The sequence below is a fragment of the Pedobacter sp. CAN_A7 genome, assembly GCF_015752175.1.
Lineage (GTDB): Bacteria > Bacteroidota > Bacteroidia > Sphingobacteriales > Sphingobacteriaceae > Pedobacter.
Genome location: NZ_JADOUW010000001.1, coordinates 210,938 through 230,353 on the forward strand (window position 1 = coordinate 210,938; position 19,416 = coordinate 230,353).

Sequence of the window (19,416 nt, forward strand, 5' to 3'; positions counted from 1 at the left end):
CAACGCTGATTTCCTGTAGAATTTATAGGTTAATAGAGGAACGCACAATTATAAAGTTACAAAATTGTCTTGTCGTAATCAACCCTTACGATTGCCGTAATCACACTAGCTACCCAATGCATGTGTGGCTTATATTTGAGTTAATTATTCACCAGAGATAGAGCTATATGGGCGCTGTATGGTGGTCTGTTACTTAACAAAATAGGTTATGACTAGAATGGAATTGTTGCAGGAATTTGATGAGGTTACGCACCAATTATTGCATCTGCTTTCTCCTCTGGAGGAGGAGCAATTGAACCAGGTGCCATTTACCGGGAGCTGGACCGCCGGGCAGGTAGGCGATCATCTGTATAAATCGTACGAAATTCTACCCATCCTCTATGGTCATGTAGAAGAATGTAACCGTCCTGCCGATCAGAAATTACCGCCTTTGAAAATTGCTTTTGAAGATTTCAGCATTAAAATGAATGCGCCGAAAGAAGTGTTACCCAAAGGGGGTTACCTAAAAAAAGCTGAATTATTGACTGCCTTGCGCCAGCGCCTGGATCAGCAGCGGGAAGCCTTGCTAACCACCGATTTGACGAAACTGTGCCTGGACTTTGCAATACCAGAAAATGGACATTTTACGCGTCTAGAATGGCTCGGTTTTAATGTTATTCATACCCGTCGCCACCTGCACCAATTAAAAAATATCATTACGATTGTAAACCAACACCACACCATAAACCAATTTAAAGATGAAAAAATTTAAAATCTATTTCTGGATCAGCACGATCATTATAGTTTTGTTTGAGGGGGTGATGCCCTTGTTCACTTATAACACTGCAATGGCAAGGGAGGGCATCAGCCATTTAGGTTATCCTGTGTATTTCGGTACCGCCCTGGTTGTATTTAAGGTATTGGGCTGTGTGCTGTTAATTATTCCTAAATTGCCACCACGCGCCAAAGAATAGGCTTATGCGGGTTTTACTTTCGATTTTATTTTTGCATGCATTAGCCACTGGGCAGTGGATGGCATGGGGGTCATAGCACTGTTCCCGCTTCTTTTTTTAATCATCCTGATGATCTCTTATGTTAATTACCACAGGTTGCTTTCCAATGAAAATACGCCTGTTAATGAATTTAAAAGTGATCCATACCAGTCGCCGGTTAGTGGATAGCAAAGGCCCTGCTCAAACAATTACAGGATAGAAACCGTTTTAGTTCTATAGCAAAAATGTTTAGCTGTAAACTAGAAAAAGATATCATGTTTAAACTTAAAATTATATCGTCTACGGTACGACCTGGCCGTAAAGGTCCGCTTGTTGCCGGATGGATTACGGAACTGGCCAAATTGAAAGGAATTTTTGATGTTGAACTTCTGGATCTTGGTGAAATCAACCTGCCCATGATGAACGAAGAACATCATCCATCACAAAAAAAATATGCACATGAGCATACGAAACAATGGAGTGCAAAAATAGAAGAGGCCGATGCTTTTATATTTGTTACTGCGGAGTACAACTTTAACTATCCTGCGCCATTACGCAATGCATTGGAATACCTGGTGCAGGAATGGGCTTATAAACCCGCAGGTATTGTTAGTTATGGTGGTATTTCTGCAGGTACCCGGGCAGCAAATGCACTAAAGGGTGATTTGGCAACCTTCAAGGTGGTTCCCTTAACAGAGGCAGTCAACTTTTCGATGTTTACGCAGAACATCAATGAACATGGGGAATTCCATGCTAATGAAGTCTCTCACAAGGCTGCAGAAGTGATGTTAACACAATTGTTGCGCTGGACTAAGGGTTTGAAGGCGATTAAGGAAGACAGTTAATGAAATATAACTTATCTTAATGGCTTATTTCAAACCTATGCAACAGAAATATCTAGTATTCAGTTTAAGTGCCTTGCTCAGTTTTGGTATGGGCAACACCCTAATGGCGATGGATGAAGCGCCTAAGTATCAGCTACAGCAAAGTGTAACGGCTAAAGACCTTATCGGGCGCTGGGACATCACCATGGATGAAAATGGTAAGGCCGTGCCTTCCTGGTTGGAAGTGAAACTTTCAGGAACACATACGCTCGTGGGCTCTTTTGTTGGTGTCTCGGGCAGTGCAAGACCAGTATCGAAAGTGACCTTTAACCAGGGGAAATTCAGCTTTAGCCTGCCCCCACAATGGGAAAAAGGTGATCAGGACTTTGTGATCGAAGGAGAACTTAAAGGCGGCACGATCAGTGGTACATTAGTGACTAGCGAAGGTAAAAAACATACCTGGACAGGTGTACGTGCACCATACTTGAAAAGAACAAAGGAAGTAACCTGGGCTGAACCCATTAATCTGTATAATGGAAAAGACCTTACTGGATGGAAAGCCGCAGGACCCAATCAATGGGTGGTGAATAACGGCGTATTAAGCAGTCCGAAATCTGGTTCCAACCTTATTTCTGATCAGAAGTTTAACGATTTTAAATTATACCTGGAATTTAAATACCCTAAAGGAAGTAACAGTGGTATTTATTTAAGGGGTAGACATGAATTACAAATTGAAGATAGTGACAAAAACACTCACCCTTCAAACGTCTTATTTGGTGGTATCTACGGATTTCTGGCACCAAGCGAAATTGCTGCTCTAGGTCCTGATCAATGGCAAACCATGGAAGTCACCCTGATTGGCAGGATGGTTACTGTGAAAACCAATGGCAAAACCGTGATCAATAATCAGGAAATTCCCGGCATTACTGGCGGGGCACTGGATAGCAAGGAAGGTGAACCTGGACCGATTTATATTCAGGGTGATCACGGCCCGGTGGAGTTCAGAAAAATTGTGCTTACCCCAGCGAAGAATTAGGAGTTAGTAAGGAGCGGTTAGCCTTTCAAAACTGTTATGGCTAACGACTGGACATGCACTGATTTTCGCATGGCTAATGTTTGGTATTCGTGCTTATTAACTATACTTCACCTTTATATCTCCTCTATATCTGGTTCGGTAAAACAACCTTGTGATATACAGGAGATATAGAAGTGTCTGACAAGCAATAGAGCTTTAGATCCCGGTATGAGCAGGCCTGCTACAAAGCAGCTATAATGAGCTGATTTTTATGGGCGGAGCAGCTGCTGATTCCGGTATAAATGATCGGTGCTTTGCAGGATTTTACCACGGAGATTAGGGTTGTAATCCGGATGCTGGTGTAAAAACTCATTCACGATATCCATTGCTGCCTTGCTCTGGTAACTGTTAAATGTTGCGCTAAGCCAAGAGGTAGGAAAGAAAATGTCGCCTGTTTTCTGGATTTCTGTTAACAGCGATAAACTTTTTGGCAGGTACTTCATCGACGTATACTGCCTTAAGGGGTGATGGAGGTAGGCAAGTGCCGATCCTACCCAGCTTTCCTTTTGTCGGTTTTCACGTTGGCTTAAGCGGTTAAAAAAGGCATCGCGGTCTTCGACGCGGGAAGACAAAGCAGGTTTCAGGAACAATAACCGGGTTTTACGGTCTACGTTGTCTGTTCTTGCTATTTGTTGATCGATAACGGTAAGTGTCGTGTCGCTTTTAAGACTAAGCATTAAGGCCAGGGATATATAATCATCTTCAATCAGTTTAACACCTGCTGGCGCCTCTTGGGTTTTCCAAATGCTGTAAAGCTTTTGTCCAGCCTTTTTACTTAGGTAAATGTTTTCAAACGCATTATAGAGAATTTTTTTCTGGTTGCCCTGGCTTCGCTGTTTCATGGTAGTCCATAAACGTTCTTCCAGCAGGGTGCTATAGTCTAGACGCTGTTCCGGGCTGATAAAAGTCCAGTACAAGGTGCTGATGTAACCTGTGAGCATCCTTAAATTCATTTCCTGCTGTTCTTTCTGCAAGCCTTCAGTAAACAACCTCAGCAACTCAACTGGGGTGTAACCTTGTCCGGAGAGCGTGTTTTCGTAAATGTTGATGTAGGCTGCCGCACGTTCAAGCGGGATTTCCAGTTGATATACCGAGTCTATCATGGCTTTGTCGACCGGAAACCTCCCATAGCCGGTACCGTCTGCATTAAATATAATAAACAATGGTTTTTCCAAGTCCTTCATTGATGCTAAATCAAGGCTTTGGCCTTTAATTTTAACCGGGATGATTTTAGTAAAGTTAGGGTATACTAATTTGATGGTAAAACTTTGAGGCCATACACGTGATGGACCTGATTCTGCTTGCTGGGTGATTATAAATTTATTGATTTTATTTCCGGAGTAATTTACCTGATAATTAAATACCGGGCGGCCGGCCTGGTTTACCCATGTTTTATTCCATTCATAAAGGTCGTCTTTCGTATGTTTACTCAAGATGGCAATCAGGTCGTTCCAGGTGGCATTTTGGTAAGCATATTTATTCAGGTACTCCCGTATTCCTTTTTGAAATGGTTCTGGGCCCATTAATTTCTCTAGCTGCCGCATCATGATGGGTGCTTTGTGGTAAATGATATTGCCATACATAGAACCGGCATCCTGAAGGTTACCGAGTTGCTGCCGAATGGGGTTGGCACCACGTGTGCGGTCTACACTATAGGCCGCGGGATAATGGTCCTGCAGAAATTTCAAGTTAAAAGTCTGGCTGCCCATTAGTTTCTCTGTCACCTTATCAGCCATAAAATTGGCAAATACTTCCTTCATCCATACGTCATTGAACCATTTCATTGTCACCAGGTCGCCAAACCACATATGGGCAATTTCGTGTGAAATGAGGTTGGAGCGTGATATAAACTGATCTTTGGTGGCACCCTCACCTAAAAACAGGCTTGATGCCTTGTACTGTATTTCACCAGGATGCTCCATACCGCCAAACTGATAATCAGGGATGGCTACAAAACCCACCTTTTGGAAAGGATATTTGATACCAGTCCAGTGCTCCATAAACTGAATGGCATCGCGGTGAGCAATGAAAATAGAGTCTACACTACGTGTTGTTTTGTTAAGGTCAGTTTCCCGGTGCAGGAATTCCATGGCCCTTGACCCCGGGTTTTGATGTAAGGCGGTGTATTTTCCAGCGGTGAAAGAAAATAAATAGGTGGGTAACTGTTCAGTAGTGGCAAAGCGGTAGGTGGTCAAGTTCCCTTTGACCAGGGAGTCAGTTTTAGCGCCATTGGCCAGCACTTTCCATGGGGAAGGTACGGTTAAAGTTAAGTCGAAAGTGGCCTTTAAATCTGGCTGATCAAAACACGGAAATACCGTGCGGGCACGATCAGGGACTAACAAGGCATAGAGGTAGTCGTCATTGCGGTTTAGCGATGCATTTCCAGCGATAAATTCAATTTTGATGGTATTTTTTACGGCCACAAGGTATTTTCCATCGATAAGCAGGTGCTCATTTTTCAATTGGACAGGAATATTTTTGCCATTAACAGCAATGGTTTTAACCTGGTAATCGCCCGCTTTAAAATCGAGTTGTAAAAGTGCTGGTCGGTTAGCCAATTGAAACCTAATGGCTGCTGTGCCTGCTATGGCTTTGCTTTTTTCGGCTGGTAATTGGAAGTGAAGCTCGTAATTCAATTGGCTGATGTCATTTCGTCGTTGGGTAGCCAGCGCTAAAGATACCCCAGGTTCGACTGCCTGTGGCGGAACAGTTGGTTGGGCATAGCTGGTTGCCGTTAACAACAAGAGGCAACAAAGGGTATGTAGAGGTTTCATCTGCGTAATGGAAATATTATATAAGTATTTTATACCGGGTTGAATTTAGGAGAAAAATATTTGTAATTTACTTTTTCAAACCATTGAATAAACCAAATGTTAAACCGAAGAAATTTTATCCGTAACAGCGCAGGGGCTTTAGGTAGCACTGTATTACTTTCCGCACTCGACAATCCGGCATACGCGTTATATGAACAAACCATAGGTGCCAACGACCAGATCAATATTGGCGTTATTGGCATTAATGGAATGGGTTGGGCCAATTTAAAAGCTGCTTTAAAAGTGCCGGGGGTAACCCTGGTTGCCTTATGCGATTCAGATCAGAACGTAATTGCTAAACGCATGACCGAGCTGAAGGAGCTTAAAGTGGATGCCGCAAAAGTGAAAACCTATAGTGATTACCGTTCTTTACTAGACAGGAAAGATATTGATGCCGTGATTATTGGCACACCAGACCATTGGCATGCTTTAATGATGATTCATGCCTGTGAAGCAGGAAAAGATGTTTATGTAGAAAAACCTGTGGGTAACTCTATTGTAGAGTGCCGTACCATGGTAGCTGCACAACAAAAATATAATAAAGTAGTACAAGCCGGACAATGGCAACGCAGTCAGCAACACTTTAAGGATGCGGTCGACTTTGTACAAAGCGGACAGCTAGGTAACATCAGAACAGTAAAAGTGTGGTGTTACCAAGGTTGGATGAAACCGGGGCCAGTGGTGCCTGACGCCATGCCACCTGCAGGCGTTGATTACGACCTATGGTTGGGCCCGGCAAAGAAACGTCCTTTTAATGCCAGCAGGTACCATTTTAATTTCAGGTGGTTTTGGGATTATGCCGGTGGGTTAATGACCGACTGGGGCGTGCACTTATTGGATTATGGTTTGCTAGGTATGGGGATGCCTGTACCTAAGACCATTTCTGCTTTAGGCGGCCGTTTTGCTTACCCTGATTTGTACGAAGAAACTCCGGATACATTAACGACCCTGTATGAGTTTGATAAATTTAACATGGTATGGGATTCTGCCATGGGTATTGACAACGGATCGTACAACAGGGGCCACGGAATTGCCTACATAGGTAACAATGGCACCTTGATATTAGACCGTGGCGGCTGGGAAGTCATTGAAGAAAGACAGAGTGGCAATAAGGTAAGTAAACCTTTGGTAAAGGCATCGGATAACGGGCTGGACAACCACATGGTGAATTTCTTTAAATGCATCAGGAGCCGGAAAAAGGATGAGTTAAATTGTTCTATACAGGCGGGTGCACATGTGGCTACAGTTGCTCAAATGGGTAATATTGCCTTTCGCAGCGGGGAGAAAATAACTTGGGATGACCATACAAAACTGTTTACGAACAAACAGGTTAATGACAAGTATTTAATGTCGGAATATCATAATGGCTATCAATTGCCTAAATTTTAATTCATGAAACGGACTGCACTAAGCTTTGTCCTATGTTTATTTGCCCTGACCGTATTTGCGCAAGCTCGGTTTGTGCGGTTAAAAACAAACATGGGCGATATCACATTGCATTTATATGAGGAGACGCCCAAACATCGGGATGCTTTTGTACAAAGCATTAAAAAAGGACTGTTTGACGGTGCTGCATTTAACCGGGTGATCAAAGGTTTTGTGAGTCAGGCCGGTGAACTCGATGATGTGATATTGGAACGGGAGGCCAAACAACCTGGCATTCAGGTATCACGTATTGACGCAGAGTTGGTAGCAGGTTTGATCCATAAAAAAGGCGCCCTGGGTGCAGGACGCAATGACAATCCGGAGAAAAGTTCATATTTTTCGCAGATTTACCTGGTAGCTGGTAAAAAACATACAGCAGCACAATTGGATGCACTGGAGAAAAAGAAGGGGATTAAGTTTTCGCCTTTACAGCGACAGGTATACACCACGATAGGTGGAACGCCACACCTGGATGGCGATTATACCATATTTGGTGAAGTGGTGGAAGGTATGGAGGTGGCCGACCGCATTAATGCAGTGCCAACCAAACAAGGCGACCTACCTGTAAAGGAAATCATTTTTACACCGCAGGTGTTAACCCAAAAGGAAGTCAATGCCCTGTTGAAAAAGCTTCCGTAAGCTATTATACTCCATAGCTTAGGCTATTTTTTAATGCTCAACTTTGATACCCATAAGCCAAATTAATATGAGGCAACGACGTTTAATACTTCTCCTGTTTACCCTGTCGTCATTGCTGGTGGTGATTGTGCAATGCACGCAGACCAAGGTAAAAGAGCCAGACAGCCGGGGCCAGGCTTATGCGGGCAGTGCTACCTGTGTAAGTTGCCACAAAGCGGTTGGTGATTCTTATGCACATAATGCCCATTTTAATACTTCCAGGGCGTTAGATGGCACTGCAGCAACAGACTCCCTCGGGCTTCCCGAAGGTGAATTTGTGTTTAATGAAAATACTAGAGTTGGTTTAGAGAAACGCAATGGCGCTTTTTACCAGGTTGCTTACATCAATGGGAGAGAGGTGAAAGCTGAAAAAACAGACTTTGTTTTTGGTTCCGGCCACAGCGCATATACCTTTGCTTTCTGGTATAATAACCAATTGATGCAGATGCCCCTCAATTACCTGACCCAGGAGCACCAGTGGGTAAATAGTCCTGGCTACCCGGAGGAGCAGATTTACTTTGGCCGACCGATAATTGCCCGTTGTTTGGAATGCCATAGTTCATCGGTCAATAAAAAACTAATACAAACGGCCGACCTGAAGCTAGAAGAGCAGTTTGTAAAAGGATCTTTAATTGCCGGTATCGATTGTGAACGTTGCCACGGACCAGCCGTGAAACATGTAGAATTTCATCAGGAAAATCCTGAAGTAAAAGAAGCTAAACACATGGTGAACTATAAATCATTGCCTTTAGCTCGCCGAATAGATGCTTGTGGCGTATGCCATTCTGGAGTGGAGCTCCAATCCCTAACTTCTACTTTTACCTTTAAACCTGGAGATACGCTAAAGAGTTTGCCCCAATACAGCAGTTATACCGGTCAGGATCCTGATGTTCATGGCTATCAAAAGCAATTGCTGGAAGCGAGTCCTTGTTTTAAAATAGGCAAAGCCGAGTGTATATCCTGCCACGATGTGCATGGGGAACCTAAGGTAAGTTTGAAAATCTATTCTAACCAATGTAAAAGTTGCCACGAGAACACACCACATCCTACTTTGGCTGCAAAAGACCGGGCCATCATGGCGGACAATTGTATTGACTGCCATATGCCTAAAAAGACCTCGGGTACCATTGGTTTCCAAGTGAGTAACAGTAAGGATAAAATTCCCTATATGGTGAGGACCCATCGCATTGCTGTATATAAAGACCTGGTTAAATAAGCAATTAGGTTATTTAGGTTTGTTCTTTTCCTGAATCCACAAAGACATGTATTTAGTGCTGTTTGCGGTATGGTGCTGTAACAGTTGTCCGTAGAAATTTTGTTGCCGGTGGCTGGTCAGGTTTGCAAATAGTTCAGCGATCTTTTTTAGGAAGTCCGCTATAAACTTTGTTTTTCCATAACGTTCATTAATGATCTGTCGACCATGTTGTTGTGCTTGTAAAAATTGGGTTTTATGCTGATACAAAGCAGCAGCCTGTTCGATAAACAAGGTGATGTCATCAACGATGTAACCGTTCCATTCCAGTTCTGCTTTCATGGCTTCAGCACCGATGCTGGTGGTTACCGAGGGGGTACCGACCTGCATGGCATCGATAAACTTACCTTTTACACCCGCACCAAATCGTATGGGTGCAAGCAGGATTCTGTGTTTAGCCAGGGCTTCTCTTGCATTTGCTGCACGCCCATGTACATAAAAACGCTCTTTTTCATTGTGCAGTTGTAAAACTTTCTGACTGGCATAGGCGCCATAAATATGCAGCCTGGCACCGGGCACTTTAGCACGTAACCCTGGCCATACCTGTGTTTTTAAGGTTTGAAGGGTATGCCAGTTGGGTTCGTGCAGGTAGTTGCCGATAAAGGTGAAACCCTCGCGGTTTTCATAGCTGTTCCAGTTTTCTACACGTTGATCACTTAGTTCTTCTTCTAAAAAAGGCAGGTAATAAAGTATGGCCGGGTCTATCCGGAATTGCTGATTCAGGATGTCCATCTCCGCCTGGGAGATGATTAAGGATAAGTCACAGCGTAATATAGCCGCAATTTCACGTTTGGCAACTTCGTTGAACAAATCGGCCGTAGTCACAGTTCTGGCTGTTTTTATGGCCTGTTGTCGGGCATAACGTAAGCAGTGAAGGTCTTCGGTATCAAGCATCCGCAACGCATCGGGACATTCCTGCTGCACACGCCAGCCATATTGTTCTTCCACCATAAAACGGTCAAATAATACCAGGCTTGGCTGTAGGACTTTAATGAATTCATCAAAACCGTCGTCATTAAGTTTAATGGCTTGTTCGGTGACACCTAATGAAGGTAAGTCGTAGCTAAATTCACCTTTTGAAGCCGCGCAGGCAAAAGTGACGTTTGCCCCGGCAGAAAGAAATACTTGAAGGAGTTGGATGATCCTGGTGCCTGCCGCCGAGGAGCCAGGCTCTGGCCAAACCAATCCAATAACCAAGATGTTGTTTTCCTTCATTCCTTTTAAAATTTATGCAAAATAGATGTAATTTTGGCAGTGAAGAATATATTTATCAGCACATGCTTGGATTAAAATTACTAACAGACCCACGTTGGGCTAATATTGCGGAATCAAATTTAGAAGAAATATTGACGGATCATGCCTGGTGTGAGCAAAAAGCGGCAACAAATGCCATTACGCTTATTGCTAACAATTCTGAGCATATGGATTTAGTGGAGGAGCTGACCGCTATAGCCATTGAGGAGATGGAGCATTTTCAAATGGTGGTGGACATTATTAAACAACGTGGTTATACGCTGGGGCGTGAGCGTAAAGACGATTATGTTGGACGTTTGGTGAAATTCAGTAAAAAAGATGGCAGCAGAAACTCTGCTTTTATTGACCGGTTATTATTTGCGGCGATGATTGAAGCCCGAAGTTGTGAGCGTTTCCGGGTTTTATCGACCAATATAAAAGATGCGGAACTGGCTAAATTCTACCATGAGCTGATGGTTTCTGAAGCTGGCCATTACACTACCTTTTTAAACTTTGCTCGCAAATATACCATCGATGTGGATGTAAACAAAAGATGGAAAGAATGGCTGGACTTTGAAGGTGAGCTAATACAAAGCTTCGGAAACCGGGAAGCTATTCACGGTTAATTCTTTACCATAAATTTTCTTTATAAAATACTTGTTGTGGCACCATATTCTGGTGCCATTTTTGTGCATTATAAGTATATTTATTGATGTACAGGGTTGATTGACAACAGGGTTACATCATTTATGAAACCTATTTAAGCAATCAGGCTATGGCAGAGGGTATAAAAGTGAGAAACTGCGCCACCATGGAGGTATTTAACCGACAGGTAGAAGCTTTTCCGGAGTTCAGGAGGGCTCAGGCATCCATTGAAAACAACATCAATTCGCTGTTATACCAGACCAGGTCTTTTCGCCTACGGGAGCACGTGATGATACAGGTGGTGGTACATGTAGTGTATCAGGAAGAAAGTCAAAATATATCAGAAGAACAGGTCATCAGTCAGTTACAGGTATTAAATCAGGATTTCAGTGCAAGGAACCGCGATCGGAGCAAAGTGCCTGAAGTATGGTCGGGCCTGGTGTCTGATTCGCTGATTGGTTTTGAACTGGCCAGGGTGGGGCCTGATGGTATGGCTAGTAATGGAATTACCCGTACAGCAACGACAGTGGAAGGGTTTGGTACAGATGATCAGGTTAAGGATGGTGCCAGGGGCGGAGTTGCACCTTGGGCCACAGATCGTTACCTTAACATTTGGGTATGCAGCCTGGGTAACTCGATTTTGGGCTATGCACAGTTTCCAGGTGGGCCACCGGAAACCGATGGCGTGGTGGTAGACTACCGTGCATTTGGAACAAATGGCACGGCACTGGAACCATTTAATTTAGGCAGGACCACTACTCACGAAGTGGGACATTATTTAAACCTGTCGCATATTTTTGGGGAGGGTCGGGGCAGCACCTGTTCTGATTCTGACTATGTTGACGATACACCAAACCAATTAGGACCTAATTATCAAAAACCAAGTTTTCCTTCCATTTCCTGTGATAATGGTCCACATGGAGATATGTTTATGAATTATATGGACTACGTAGACGACGACAGCATGTACATGTTTACTGATGGGCAGGTTGCCCGGATGAATGCCACCATGCAGGGCCCGAGGGCATCTTTAATACAGACAGAGCAAACGGAAGGTTATGACTGATACAGAACTGCAACAATTACAACGGAAGTGGACACACTCTTTTGAGGAAGATAATGAACAGGAACAGGTTTATCGTCCGGCCGACTTTCCCTTTAACCGTTCGCGTGGCAGAAGTCAATTTGACCTAAAGGAAAATGGTGAAGTAGCAAGTTTTCAAATCGGCAGAAACGATGTTCCAGAGCAGATAACTGGTTCCTGGCGGCTGGAAGGCGACAACCTATTAATTATTTTTCATGATGGAACGTCGCAAGTGCTTTCTGTAAAGGAGGTTAATGAAGATAAATTAGTTGTTAAGAAATAATACAATTTTTTTCTACTTTTAGTGCAACATGAAAGTTGGTAAAATTGTTGTCCTGTTCGTTCTTCTTTTTAGCCTTGTCACCTGGAAGGTGAACGCCAAGTCCATTACGCCCATGGCGAGTAATGGAACCATCGACTTGCGTATGCAATCTCTTTCAACAGGTATACCACTAAATGGGCAATGGGAATTTCATTGGAAAGTATTTCTGGATCCTGACTTACCGAATGATAAAAGTGGAAAGTTAGTAGACTTCCCTTTCAGGTGGACAGATAAACATTCGGATGGTACTAAACTTCCATCTTTTGGTTATGCAACTTACAGGGTTAGGGTGTTGCTTCCGGCAAATACCGATTCGCTTAGCATGAAAGTTCCAGATACCTATAGTGCCTATAAATTGTTTATTAATGGTAAACTGGTATCTTCAAATGGAATCATCAGTACATCTGCCGAAGGTTTTCGACCATACTGGCGCCCGACATTGATCAATATTCCGCCTGGAAGGGACACTTTACAGGTTACGCTGCATATCGCTAACTTCGCTCATTACAAAGGGGGAATTTCCCAACCACTATTGGTTGGAAAACAGCAGCAACTTGGGCTCTCTGAAAATCGTGCCAGCTCTATAGATTTATTGCTTACCGGATGTTTATTAATGGCTGGTATTTTTTTTATGGGACTTTACCTTGTAGGCAACCGCGATAAAACCATCTTGTTTTTTGCGCTGTTTTGTTTATTGTATAGCTATCGAATTATTGGGGTTGATAATTACCTGTTACATTCCATTTTCCCAGGGATGAGCTGGCACCTCACTGTGCGCTTAGAATATATTAGTTTGTTTTTGAGTATTGGTGTTTTTAGTTTATATACACGTTATTTGTATCCCCAGGACATCCATAAGGTAGTCATCAGATGTACCAATGCTGTGTGTTTTTCATTTACTTTTCTCACCTTGGCGCTGAGTCCTTATTATTTCACGCAATTGTTAACGCCCTTTTTATTGGTTGCCACTTTTTGCATTTTTTATATCCCCTATATCTATACCATTGCCTATAGGAGGAAACGTTCTGGCGCTATTTATACATTAATGAGTGCGCTTGCCATTGTGACTGCCTTTGCGATATCCTTGCTGCATTTTTGGGGATATATTGATCGTTATCAAATGGTTAGCTTTGTGTGTTACATTGCTTTTTTCTTTCTGCAGTCGCTCATTCTGTCACACCGTGTATATGCTGCTTTAAAACAGGCCAGAACCGAGGCGGAACAAGGTCTTTTAGTGAAAAGTGAGTTTTTGAGCACGATGAGTCACGAAATCAGGACCCCCTTAAATGCAGTAATTGGTATGAGCCACCTGCTATTAAATAACAATCCAAGACCGGATCAGGAAGAGAATTTGAAGGTGATGTTGTTTTCTGCAAACAACTTATTAGTGATTGTCAATGATATTCTAGATTACAATAAAATAGAAGCTGGTAAAATTACTTTTGAGCGCATGGAGATGGACGTGGCCGATATAGCTAAATACATCGTATCGGGATTAAATGCCACGGCTACAGATAAAAATATAGCTTTAAAATTTGAGGTTGATCAGGAATTAAAAGACCTGGTGATTGGTGATCCGACCAGGTTTACACAAGTGCTGACCAACCTGTTGCACAATGCAATAAAATTTACAGACGCTGGTTACGTGGCAGTGACCATCGAGGTGTTAAAACAAAATGCGACAGCTATATATTTAAAAGTAGCGGTAAAAGATACCGGCATCGGCATTCCTCTTAAAAATCAGCAACGCATTTTTGAGCGCTTTACGCAGGCTGATTCTTCCATTTCAAGAAGTTTTGGCGGTACTGGATTAGGCCTGGCGATATCAAAGCGTATACTTGAGTTGCAGGATTCATCATTAGACCTTGTTAGTGAAGAAGGTAAGGGATCGGTTTTTTATTTTGAACAGCTGTTTACAAAGGGTAAAAAAATAGTACCCAAAGATATAACCCAGTCTGCGCCGCTTAGTCAGAAACCTTTCCAGGATGTAGCGGTGCTGGTAGTAGACGATAACATGATTAACGTGATGGTAGCCCGAAAATTTCTTGAAAATTGGGGTGCTACCGTTGATGTAGCTATGGATGGGCAAGAGGCTCTGGATCAGCTTGATGTTAACAAACACCAGTTGGTACTGATGGACTTACATATGCCCGTAATGAACGGCTATGAAGCGTCAAAAAAGATGCGTACAGATGGCGTGGTTATTCCGATTATTGCCTTGACTGCAAACTTGCCTGAAGAGATCTACGGCAGGCTAAAGGATTCGGGCATAGATGATGTGGTGGTTAAACCTTTTCTACCTGATCAATTGTATAAAAAAATCTGTCAATACCTCAATTTAGAAAACCTGTCTTAATAACCATCCTCAAATAAATAACTGCTGTAGGCGAGGCCTTTGGCTACACTGGTGAAGTTGTCGCCTGAGTTGACCTTAATATGTGGGAACTTGCTTTTGAACAGCTTTTGTATAGCAGGCACCAGGGAAGTACCACCCGTTAAAAACAGGCTGTCGATAGCAGACTCCTGGATATTATTTTTTTGCAAAAATTCGGTCATGTAATGTGCTATTTTTTGCAGGTCTTTATCAATGATGCGGTCATATTCAGCAATATCAACCTCTTCTTTAATATCTATATTCATGTTGCTGTATTCAAAGCAAGAATGGTCTTGAAAACTCAGCTCAACCTTTGTCTTTTCAATGGACTGGAATACCGAATACCCCAGGTTATGATCTATTAAAGTGATCAAATTCTTAAATTTAGGGTCATTGCCCGAAAAGTAATAATAATCTTCAATCTCCTTTTTGATCTTCAAACCATTGAAAAAGTTCATTTTATCCCAGGAGCAAATATTAGCAAACAGCGATTTAGGCACTGTTAACACTTTACCCGGCGTAGCTTCATACTGTGTATATTTACCAAAATAGGGGGTGCCTTTTTCCCACATAAATGCAGAGTCGAAGCTATCGCCACCAATGTAGATACCTCCTGAGGCCACTAAATCTTCTTTGCGGTCAATATTGCCTGTTTTATTAGGGTCAAGGATCACATAAGTAAAATCGGTGGTACCGCCGCCAAGATCGGCAACCAGCACATGTTCTTTCTTTGTTAAAGTTTTTTCATAGGCAAAGGCAGCGCCGATCGGTTCAAACTGAAAGCGCACCTGATCGAAGCCAGCAAGTTCAGCCGCTTTGTTTAAACGTGTTTGTGCAAGGGTGTCTTTAGAAGTATTGTCATCGTCGAAGAATACCGGGCGTCCAATGACTGCTTTGGTGCAGGACTGCCCGATGAATTGATCTGCCCTTGTTTTTAACTCCTTAAGAATCAAGGCCACCAATTGTGAAGCATTATACCGTTTGTTTTGAATACGGGTTTCTGTAAAGCTACTTCGGGATAGGATTTGTTTGATCGATTTTATAAATCGGCCTTTCATACCATCTTCGAGGTAAGCATCAATTGCCGTTTCGCCAACTATATAGTTTAAAGATCCTTCAGAAGCGGAAGTTTCCGGAAAATAGATGAGGGAAGGAATAAGTATGGTGGTTAGGATTTCCTTCTTTTCTTCATCATAAATGGATAAAGCCGAATTCGTTGTTCCAAAATCAATTCCATATAATATCTTTTTCATCAAAACCTTTTTTTATACTTTGCCGGGGCGGCGAAAGTATAAAAAAAAGTTAAGAAAGCTTATAAGCCAACCACTTTATAGCTGACCTTTTCGTCGGCAACTACTTTTTCATAGTAGACACCATCAGGAGAAACAAAGTATTGTGCACCTTTCAACGTCACCTCTGCACTGCCTTCAGGCAGTTGCTGAACTTCGTCGCCAATGCGTACGGCTTCGTTAGGATCGTCAACCGGGGCCTGGCCATCAGCTGTGTTCAGTACACCATCTTTTCCAGCGATGACATAAACTGTTTTTCCTTCATCATTTTGGCGGGCCTGGTAATAAACACCTTTGTATTCATAGAATACTTTTCCGTTCACGGTAACCTCCTGAGCCTCTTCTGGTAGGCTTGGTACTTCAGCTCCAACCGGTGGTACGACTACCTTATATTCTCTTTCATATTGTCTGTAGTATAATCCGCCTGAATAGAAGAATTGAGTTTGACCAAAATAGAATGGGTAATAGCCAAACGGCAATACGCTTAAGCTAAAGCCAAGGTAAGGTCTGTAATAATTATAGAAACGACCATAAAATGGAGCTCTGTAGCCATAACCATGTCCATATCCATAACCTGGGCGGCCATAATGTGGTCTGCTGTTTACGGGCCCACGGTAGTTGGTAGGGCGGCCAGCATAATTGGGCCTCCTGCTGCTATTCGGGTTAATCCTCGAGCGATTCTGACTTTGCAGGCTTCGGTTTTCATTCCGTTGGATGGAGCGTTGTGCCGATCGGCTGGTATTGCCCTGTAAAGAACGCGGCTGACTCGGTCTAACGGCTGATCTGTTGCCAGAATTACCCATTGAACTTCTTGATATGCTTGGTGCGCTGCTTCTTGATGGTGCAGAACGGCCTGCTGATCCGCCGCCACCGTTACTGCTTCGCCCTCTTTGCGCAAACGTATCCTGAATAGTTGTGCTACTTATAAAAAGTACCGCAGCTATACTACCTAATGTTTTGAAATTTAAGAGTTTCATAAGTGTATATTTAGTTGTATAAAGGTCTTGAAGCCATCATGAGCAATATCTAGTTTTTGTCCTGAACGTTACTTGACATGGGTCTTCGATATAAATGTACTGGTAAGACTATAACTGCTGTGAATGGATTAACGCTACAAATAAGGTTACATTTATATGATGAATTCCTTTTTGTCATCATAAATGTATTGACCTAAAACTACTGGTCAGTTTTAGTGTTAGTGATTAGACATTCCACCGGACGATTTAGTTTAACCTTAAATTCATTCAGATGAAAGCAGTAATTTTACTCGGAACGCTAAAGAAAACAGGGCTATCTAATACGGAGACTTTATCAGCGTTTTTTGTCGAAAAACTAGAACAACAGGGTGTGACCTGTGAGGTTATTAAATTAGTTGATCACCCAATTTTTGCTGGAACCTATGATGACATGGGGGCGGGGGATGCCTGGCCGGCAATTTTGGAGAAGATACTTGCAGCCAGAATTTTGATCTTTGCCACACCGATCTGGTGGGACAATCATTCTTCGGAAGTACAGCGGGTTATTGAAAGGCTGGACGAAGTGCATGATATGATTTTAGCTGGCGAAACATCAAGGCTGGCCAACAAAGTTGGCGGAATTCTGATTACAGGTGATTCTGATGGTGCGCAACATATTATAGGCAACATTAGCAATTTCTTAAATGCAGTTGGCGTTTTAATACCACCATACTGTACCCTCTCGGTATTATCGCAGGAGCAGGCTAAGGGCGTGGCTACCACAAGGGAAGCGCTGCTGGAAAAATACGAATCGGAGTATAGTCAAACAGCTGAAACAATGGTTGCTCATTTGTTAAGATATATTTAATCGCCGTCTGACGATACTTTTAAAATGATAAAACATATAGAACATTACAAACTGTTAGTTACTACCTACAATGGAACATTTCATTCAAAAACAATGGGAAGAAAAAGACAATAAACTGTATAAAGCGGTGATCTTTAAAGATTTTCAGGAAGCTTTTTCTTTTATTGTGAAGGTTGCCTTTCTCGCTGAGAAAAACAACCATCACCCTAAATGGACTAATGAATATAATAAAGTCGAACTATGGCTATCTACACATGATGTTGGAGATTTCGTCACAGAAAAAGATCGTAAAATGGCAATGGAAATAGACAAGCTATTGATGTACGACCTGGAAGAATAATAGTGGCTATAAAACTACCAGTTATGATAGTAACTTTTTTACCTGGTCAAACGACAATTCTGTGTAATTATTGATGTACAGGTCGCAGGGAGGAAGCTCTTCTTTTTGATGTGAAGTTAACACGCCAACAACCTTCATTCCTGCATTTAACGCAGCACTTATGCCAGAAAATGAATCTTCAAAAACTAGGCATTGCGAAGGATCCACCTGTAGATTTTTTGCAGATGTTAAGTACACTTCCGGATCTGGCTTATGTTTAGTCACGTTCTCACTTGCCATGATCGATCCGAACATTTCCCTGATTGGCACCTTGCTCAATATCAGATCAAGGTTGGCTTTTGGTGCCGATGTAGCCACACCAAGCTTAACGCCATGGTCATGTAAATCGGTGATAAAGGGCACAATGCCTGTTATCGGGTCCACATGTGCTTCATATATTTTTCTGAACAAACCTTCTTTCTCTTCTTCCAGTTCCAATAATTCAGCACTTTCTATTTTACGTTGTAAAAAGTGGCTCATGATATAACTGTTGCTCTTGCCAAACATATGGGCAGCAAATTCTTCGTCGGTTGGATTTAAATTTCTAGTGGAGAAAAATTCGCGAAAAGCTAGGGAATGATATGGATTGGTATGGCAAATTACACCATCCATATCAAATATAACGGCAATTTCTTTATTCATTTTGCAAAGTTAGCTTAAGCTTGGGATAATATTCCATCCAATGTTTAAACTTTACAAAAGTTTCATTGGCAGCAGCAATAATTTCCGCTCCTTCTGCTTCATTGTTAGCCTGTTTGTTCATATAATCTTTAAAATCTGACCACATGGCCATGGTATTGTCACCATAACCATTAAAAAAGCTTAGTCCAGCAGAATCAGCCTGTTCCAGTTGTTTACTTATCATTTGGCTAATGTATTTGCCGCCTAAGGTAGATCCTTCAATCACATATAATGCACCAATGGCCTGCAGGTGGTTTTCAATTTTAGGTAAGTCATCTGCTGAAGCCAGTGGGGGTATTGCTGCCCCATAATGCGACAGGTCAGCGGCAAGATCACCAGCTTTTCTTCTTTCTGCTATGGCAAAGCCATCATTCAGATGTGCTTTGATTTGTTGTTCCAGTCCGCCAAAATAACTGTAGAATATTTCTAAAATGTCCGTATAATCGTTTATGGATTTCATAGACTTTAATTGGCGTATCATGATTACTTCCAATGCCTGGTGGTGGGTATTTGTATTGTTTTTGATTTGATCGGCTATCATATTATA

Annotated in this window: 19 protein-coding genes; 13 read left to right on the top strand and 6 right to left on the bottom strand. The window is 42.4% G+C overall.

Annotation, left to right across the window (positions count from 1 at the left end):
• Positions 1-208 precede the first annotated feature (208 nt).
• The 4 genes from IWX76_RS00915 (at position 209) to IWX76_RS00930 (ending at position 2,831) form a co-directional block, all read left to right on the top strand.
• Positions 209-751: a DinB family protein gene (locus tag IWX76_RS00915; protein WP_334640889.1), complete on the top strand. Its 543-nt coding sequence runs from the start codon at positions 209-211 to the stop codon at positions 749-751.
• Entirely contained in the window at positions 738-953 is a 216-nt protein-coding gene (locus IWX76_RS18005) for a DoxX family protein (RefSeq protein WP_334640890.1), read from the top strand. The genes IWX76_RS00915 and IWX76_RS18005 overlap by 14 nt, the downstream gene beginning before the upstream one ends.
• A 293-nt stretch (positions 954-1,246) precedes the next feature.
• Positions 1,247-1,816, top strand: a complete 570-nt coding sequence (locus IWX76_RS00925; protein WP_196857984.1) for an NADPH-dependent FMN reductase — start codon at positions 1,247-1,249, stop codon at positions 1,814-1,816.
• 19 nt (positions 1,817-1,835) lie between these two features.
• On the top strand, positions 1,836-2,831 hold the full coding sequence (locus IWX76_RS00930; RefSeq protein ID WP_334640892.1) for a 3-keto-disaccharide hydrolase: 996 nt from the start codon (positions 1,836-1,838) through the stop codon (positions 2,829-2,831).
• Between the two features lie 248 nt (positions 2,832-3,079).
• Here the strand turns inward: IWX76_RS00930 and IWX76_RS00935 are convergent, their stop codons facing one another.
• Positions 3,080-5,644 carry a M1 family metallopeptidase gene (locus IWX76_RS00935; protein WP_196857985.1) on the bottom strand — a complete coding sequence of 855 codons (2,565 nt, stop codon included), beginning with the start codon at positions 5,642-5,644 and terminating at the stop codon, positions 3,080-3,082.
• A 96-nt stretch (positions 5,645-5,740) separates the two neighbouring features.
• Between IWX76_RS00935 and IWX76_RS00940 the strand changes: the two genes are divergently transcribed.
• From IWX76_RS00940 to IWX76_RS00950, 3 genes are all read left to right on the top strand, one after another.
• Positions 5,741-7,072 (top strand): Gfo/Idh/MocA family protein, encoded by a 1,332-nt coding sequence (locus tag IWX76_RS00940; RefSeq protein ID WP_196857986.1) that lies wholly within the window; start codon positions 5,741-5,743, stop codon positions 7,070-7,072.
• A 3-nt stretch (positions 7,073-7,075) separates the two neighbouring features.
• On the top strand, positions 7,076-7,747 hold the full coding sequence (locus IWX76_RS00945) for a peptidylprolyl isomerase (protein WP_196857987.1): 672 nt from the start codon (positions 7,076-7,078) through the stop codon (positions 7,745-7,747).
• Between the two features lie 67 nt (positions 7,748-7,814).
• Positions 7,815-9,002 (top strand): multiheme c-type cytochrome, encoded by a 1,188-nt coding sequence (locus IWX76_RS00950; RefSeq protein WP_196857988.1) that lies wholly within the window; start codon positions 7,815-7,817, stop codon positions 9,000-9,002.
• Positions 9,003-9,011: 9 nt separating this feature from the next.
• On the opposite strand, the gene IWX76_RS00955 is transcribed toward IWX76_RS00950, so the two are convergent.
• The gene (locus IWX76_RS00955) at positions 9,012-10,253 is read right to left on the bottom strand and encodes a glycosyltransferase (RefSeq protein ID WP_196857989.1); all 1,242 of its coding nucleotides are present in this window, start codon (positions 10,251-10,253) and stop codon (positions 9,012-9,014) included.
• 62 nt (positions 10,254-10,315) lie between these two features.
• Here IWX76_RS00955 and IWX76_RS00960 point away from each other — a divergent pair, with 62 nt between their 5' ends.
• The 4 genes from IWX76_RS00960 to IWX76_RS00975 all read left to right on the top strand — a co-directional run bounded on the left by IWX76_RS00960 (position 10,316) and on the right by IWX76_RS00975 (position 14,678).
• Positions 10,316-10,897 carry a tRNA-(ms[2]io[6]A)-hydroxylase gene (locus IWX76_RS00960; RefSeq protein ID WP_196858996.1) on the top strand — a complete coding sequence of 194 codons (582 nt, stop codon included), beginning with the start codon at positions 10,316-10,318 and terminating at the stop codon, positions 10,895-10,897.
• Positions 10,898-11,046: 149 nt separating this feature from the next.
• Positions 11,047-11,982, top strand: coding sequence for a zinc metalloprotease (locus tag IWX76_RS00965; protein ID WP_196857990.1), 936 nt, complete (start codon positions 11,047-11,049; stop codon positions 11,980-11,982).
• Positions 11,975-12,283, top strand: a complete 309-nt coding sequence (locus IWX76_RS00970) for a lipocalin family protein (protein ID WP_196857991.1) — start codon at positions 11,975-11,977, stop codon at positions 12,281-12,283. Before IWX76_RS00965 ends, IWX76_RS00970 begins: the two co-directional genes overlap by 8 nt.
• A 28-nt stretch (positions 12,284-12,311) precedes the next feature.
• The gene (locus tag IWX76_RS00975; protein ID WP_196857992.1) at positions 12,312-14,678 is read left to right on the top strand and encodes an ATP-binding protein; all 2,367 of its coding nucleotides are present in this window, start codon (positions 12,312-12,314) and stop codon (positions 14,676-14,678) included.
• Here IWX76_RS00975 and IWX76_RS00980 read toward each other — a convergent pair.
• Positions 14,675-15,949, bottom strand: a complete 1,275-nt coding sequence (locus tag IWX76_RS00980) for an Hsp70 family protein (RefSeq protein WP_196857993.1) — start codon at positions 15,947-15,949, stop codon at positions 14,675-14,677. The genes IWX76_RS00975 and IWX76_RS00980 overlap by 4 nt on opposite strands.
• A gap of 59 nt (positions 15,950-16,008) precedes the next feature.
• Positions 16,009-16,962 (bottom strand): DUF6515 family protein, encoded by a 954-nt coding sequence (locus tag IWX76_RS00985; RefSeq protein WP_196857994.1) that lies wholly within the window; start codon positions 16,960-16,962, stop codon positions 16,009-16,011.
• 271 nt (positions 16,963-17,233) lie between these two features.
• Between IWX76_RS00985 and IWX76_RS00990 the strand changes: the two genes are divergently transcribed.
• Together IWX76_RS00990 and IWX76_RS00995 are read left to right on the top strand one after the other, a co-directional pair.
• The gene (locus IWX76_RS00990; protein WP_196857995.1) at positions 17,234-17,809 is read left to right on the top strand and encodes a flavodoxin family protein; all 576 of its coding nucleotides are present in this window, start codon (positions 17,234-17,236) and stop codon (positions 17,807-17,809) included.
• A 70-nt stretch (positions 17,810-17,879) separates the two neighbouring features.
• Positions 17,880-18,149: a 4a-hydroxytetrahydrobiopterin dehydratase gene (locus IWX76_RS00995; protein ID WP_196857996.1), complete on the top strand. Its 270-nt coding sequence runs from the start codon at positions 17,880-17,882 to the stop codon at positions 18,147-18,149.
• A 21-nt stretch (positions 18,150-18,170) separates the two neighbouring features.
• Here the strand turns inward: IWX76_RS00995 and IWX76_RS01000 are convergent, their stop codons facing one another.
• Positions 18,171-18,830: an HAD family hydrolase gene (locus IWX76_RS01000; protein ID WP_196857997.1), complete on the bottom strand. Its 660-nt coding sequence runs from the start codon at positions 18,828-18,830 to the stop codon at positions 18,171-18,173.
• Positions 18,823-19,410: a biliverdin-producing heme oxygenase gene (locus IWX76_RS01005; RefSeq protein ID WP_196857998.1), complete on the bottom strand. Its 588-nt coding sequence runs from the start codon at positions 19,408-19,410 to the stop codon at positions 18,823-18,825. The genes IWX76_RS01000 and IWX76_RS01005 overlap by 8 nt, the downstream gene beginning before the upstream one ends.
• Positions 19,411-19,416: the final 6 nt, after the last annotated feature.

Bases quoted from the DNA above. Each gene is read 5' to 3' on its own strand.
- IWX76_RS00925 (WP_196857984.1), top strand. From the start codon at position 1,247: ATGTTTAAACTTAAAATTATATCGTCTACGGTACGACCTGGCCGTAAA.
- IWX76_RS00950 (WP_196857988.1), top strand. From the start codon at position 7,815: ATGAGGCAACGACGTTTAATACTTCTCCTGTTTACCCTGTCGTCATTG.
- IWX76_RS00915 (WP_334640889.1), top strand. From the start codon at position 209: ATGACTAGAATGGAATTGTTGCAGGAATTTGATGAGGTTACGCACCAA.
- IWX76_RS00995 (WP_196857996.1), top strand. From the start codon at position 17,880: ATGGAACATTTCATTCAAAAACAATGGGAAGAAAAAGACAATAAACTG.
- IWX76_RS00990 (WP_196857995.1), top strand. From the start codon at position 17,234: ATGAAAGCAGTAATTTTACTCGGAACGCTAAAGAAAACAGGGCTATCT.
- IWX76_RS00960 (WP_196858996.1), top strand. From the start codon at position 10,316: ATGCTTGGATTAAAATTACTAACAGACCCACGTTGGGCTAATATTGCG.
- IWX76_RS00970 (WP_196857991.1), top strand. From the start codon at position 11,975: ATGACTGATACAGAACTGCAACAATTACAACGGAAGTGGACACACTCT.
- IWX76_RS18005 (WP_334640890.1), top strand. From the start codon at position 738: ATGAAAAAATTTAAAATCTATTTCTGGATCAGCACGATCATTATAGTT.
- IWX76_RS00930 (WP_334640892.1), top strand. From the start codon at position 1,836: ATGGCTTATTTCAAACCTATGCAACAGAAATATCTAGTATTCAGTTTA.
- IWX76_RS00945 (WP_196857987.1), top strand. From the start codon at position 7,076: ATGAAACGGACTGCACTAAGCTTTGTCCTATGTTTATTTGCCCTGACC.
- IWX76_RS00985 (WP_196857994.1), bottom strand. From the start codon at position 16,962: ATGAAACTCTTAAATTTCAAAACATTAGGTAGTATAGCTGCGGTACTT.
- IWX76_RS01005 (WP_196857998.1), bottom strand. From the start codon at position 19,410: ATGATAGCCGATCAAATCAAAAACAATACAAATACCCACCACCAGGCA.
- IWX76_RS00975 (WP_196857992.1), top strand. From the start codon at position 12,312: ATGAAAGTTGGTAAAATTGTTGTCCTGTTCGTTCTTCTTTTTAGCCTT.
- IWX76_RS00965 (WP_196857990.1), top strand. From the start codon at position 11,047: ATGGCAGAGGGTATAAAAGTGAGAAACTGCGCCACCATGGAGGTATTT.
- IWX76_RS00940 (WP_196857986.1), top strand. From the start codon at position 5,741: ATGTTAAACCGAAGAAATTTTATCCGTAACAGCGCAGGGGCTTTAGGT.
- IWX76_RS00955 (WP_196857989.1), bottom strand. From the start codon at position 10,253: ATGAAGGAAAACAACATCTTGGTTATTGGATTGGTTTGGCCAGAGCCT.
- IWX76_RS00935 (WP_196857985.1), bottom strand. From the start codon at position 5,644: ATGAAACCTCTACATACCCTTTGTTGCCTCTTGTTGTTAACGGCAACC.
- IWX76_RS00980 (WP_196857993.1), bottom strand. From the start codon at position 15,949: ATGAAAAAGATATTATATGGAATTGATTTTGGAACAACGAATTCGGCT.
- IWX76_RS01000 (WP_196857997.1), bottom strand. From the start codon at position 18,830: ATGAATAAAGAAATTGCCGTTATATTTGATATGGATGGTGTAATTTGC.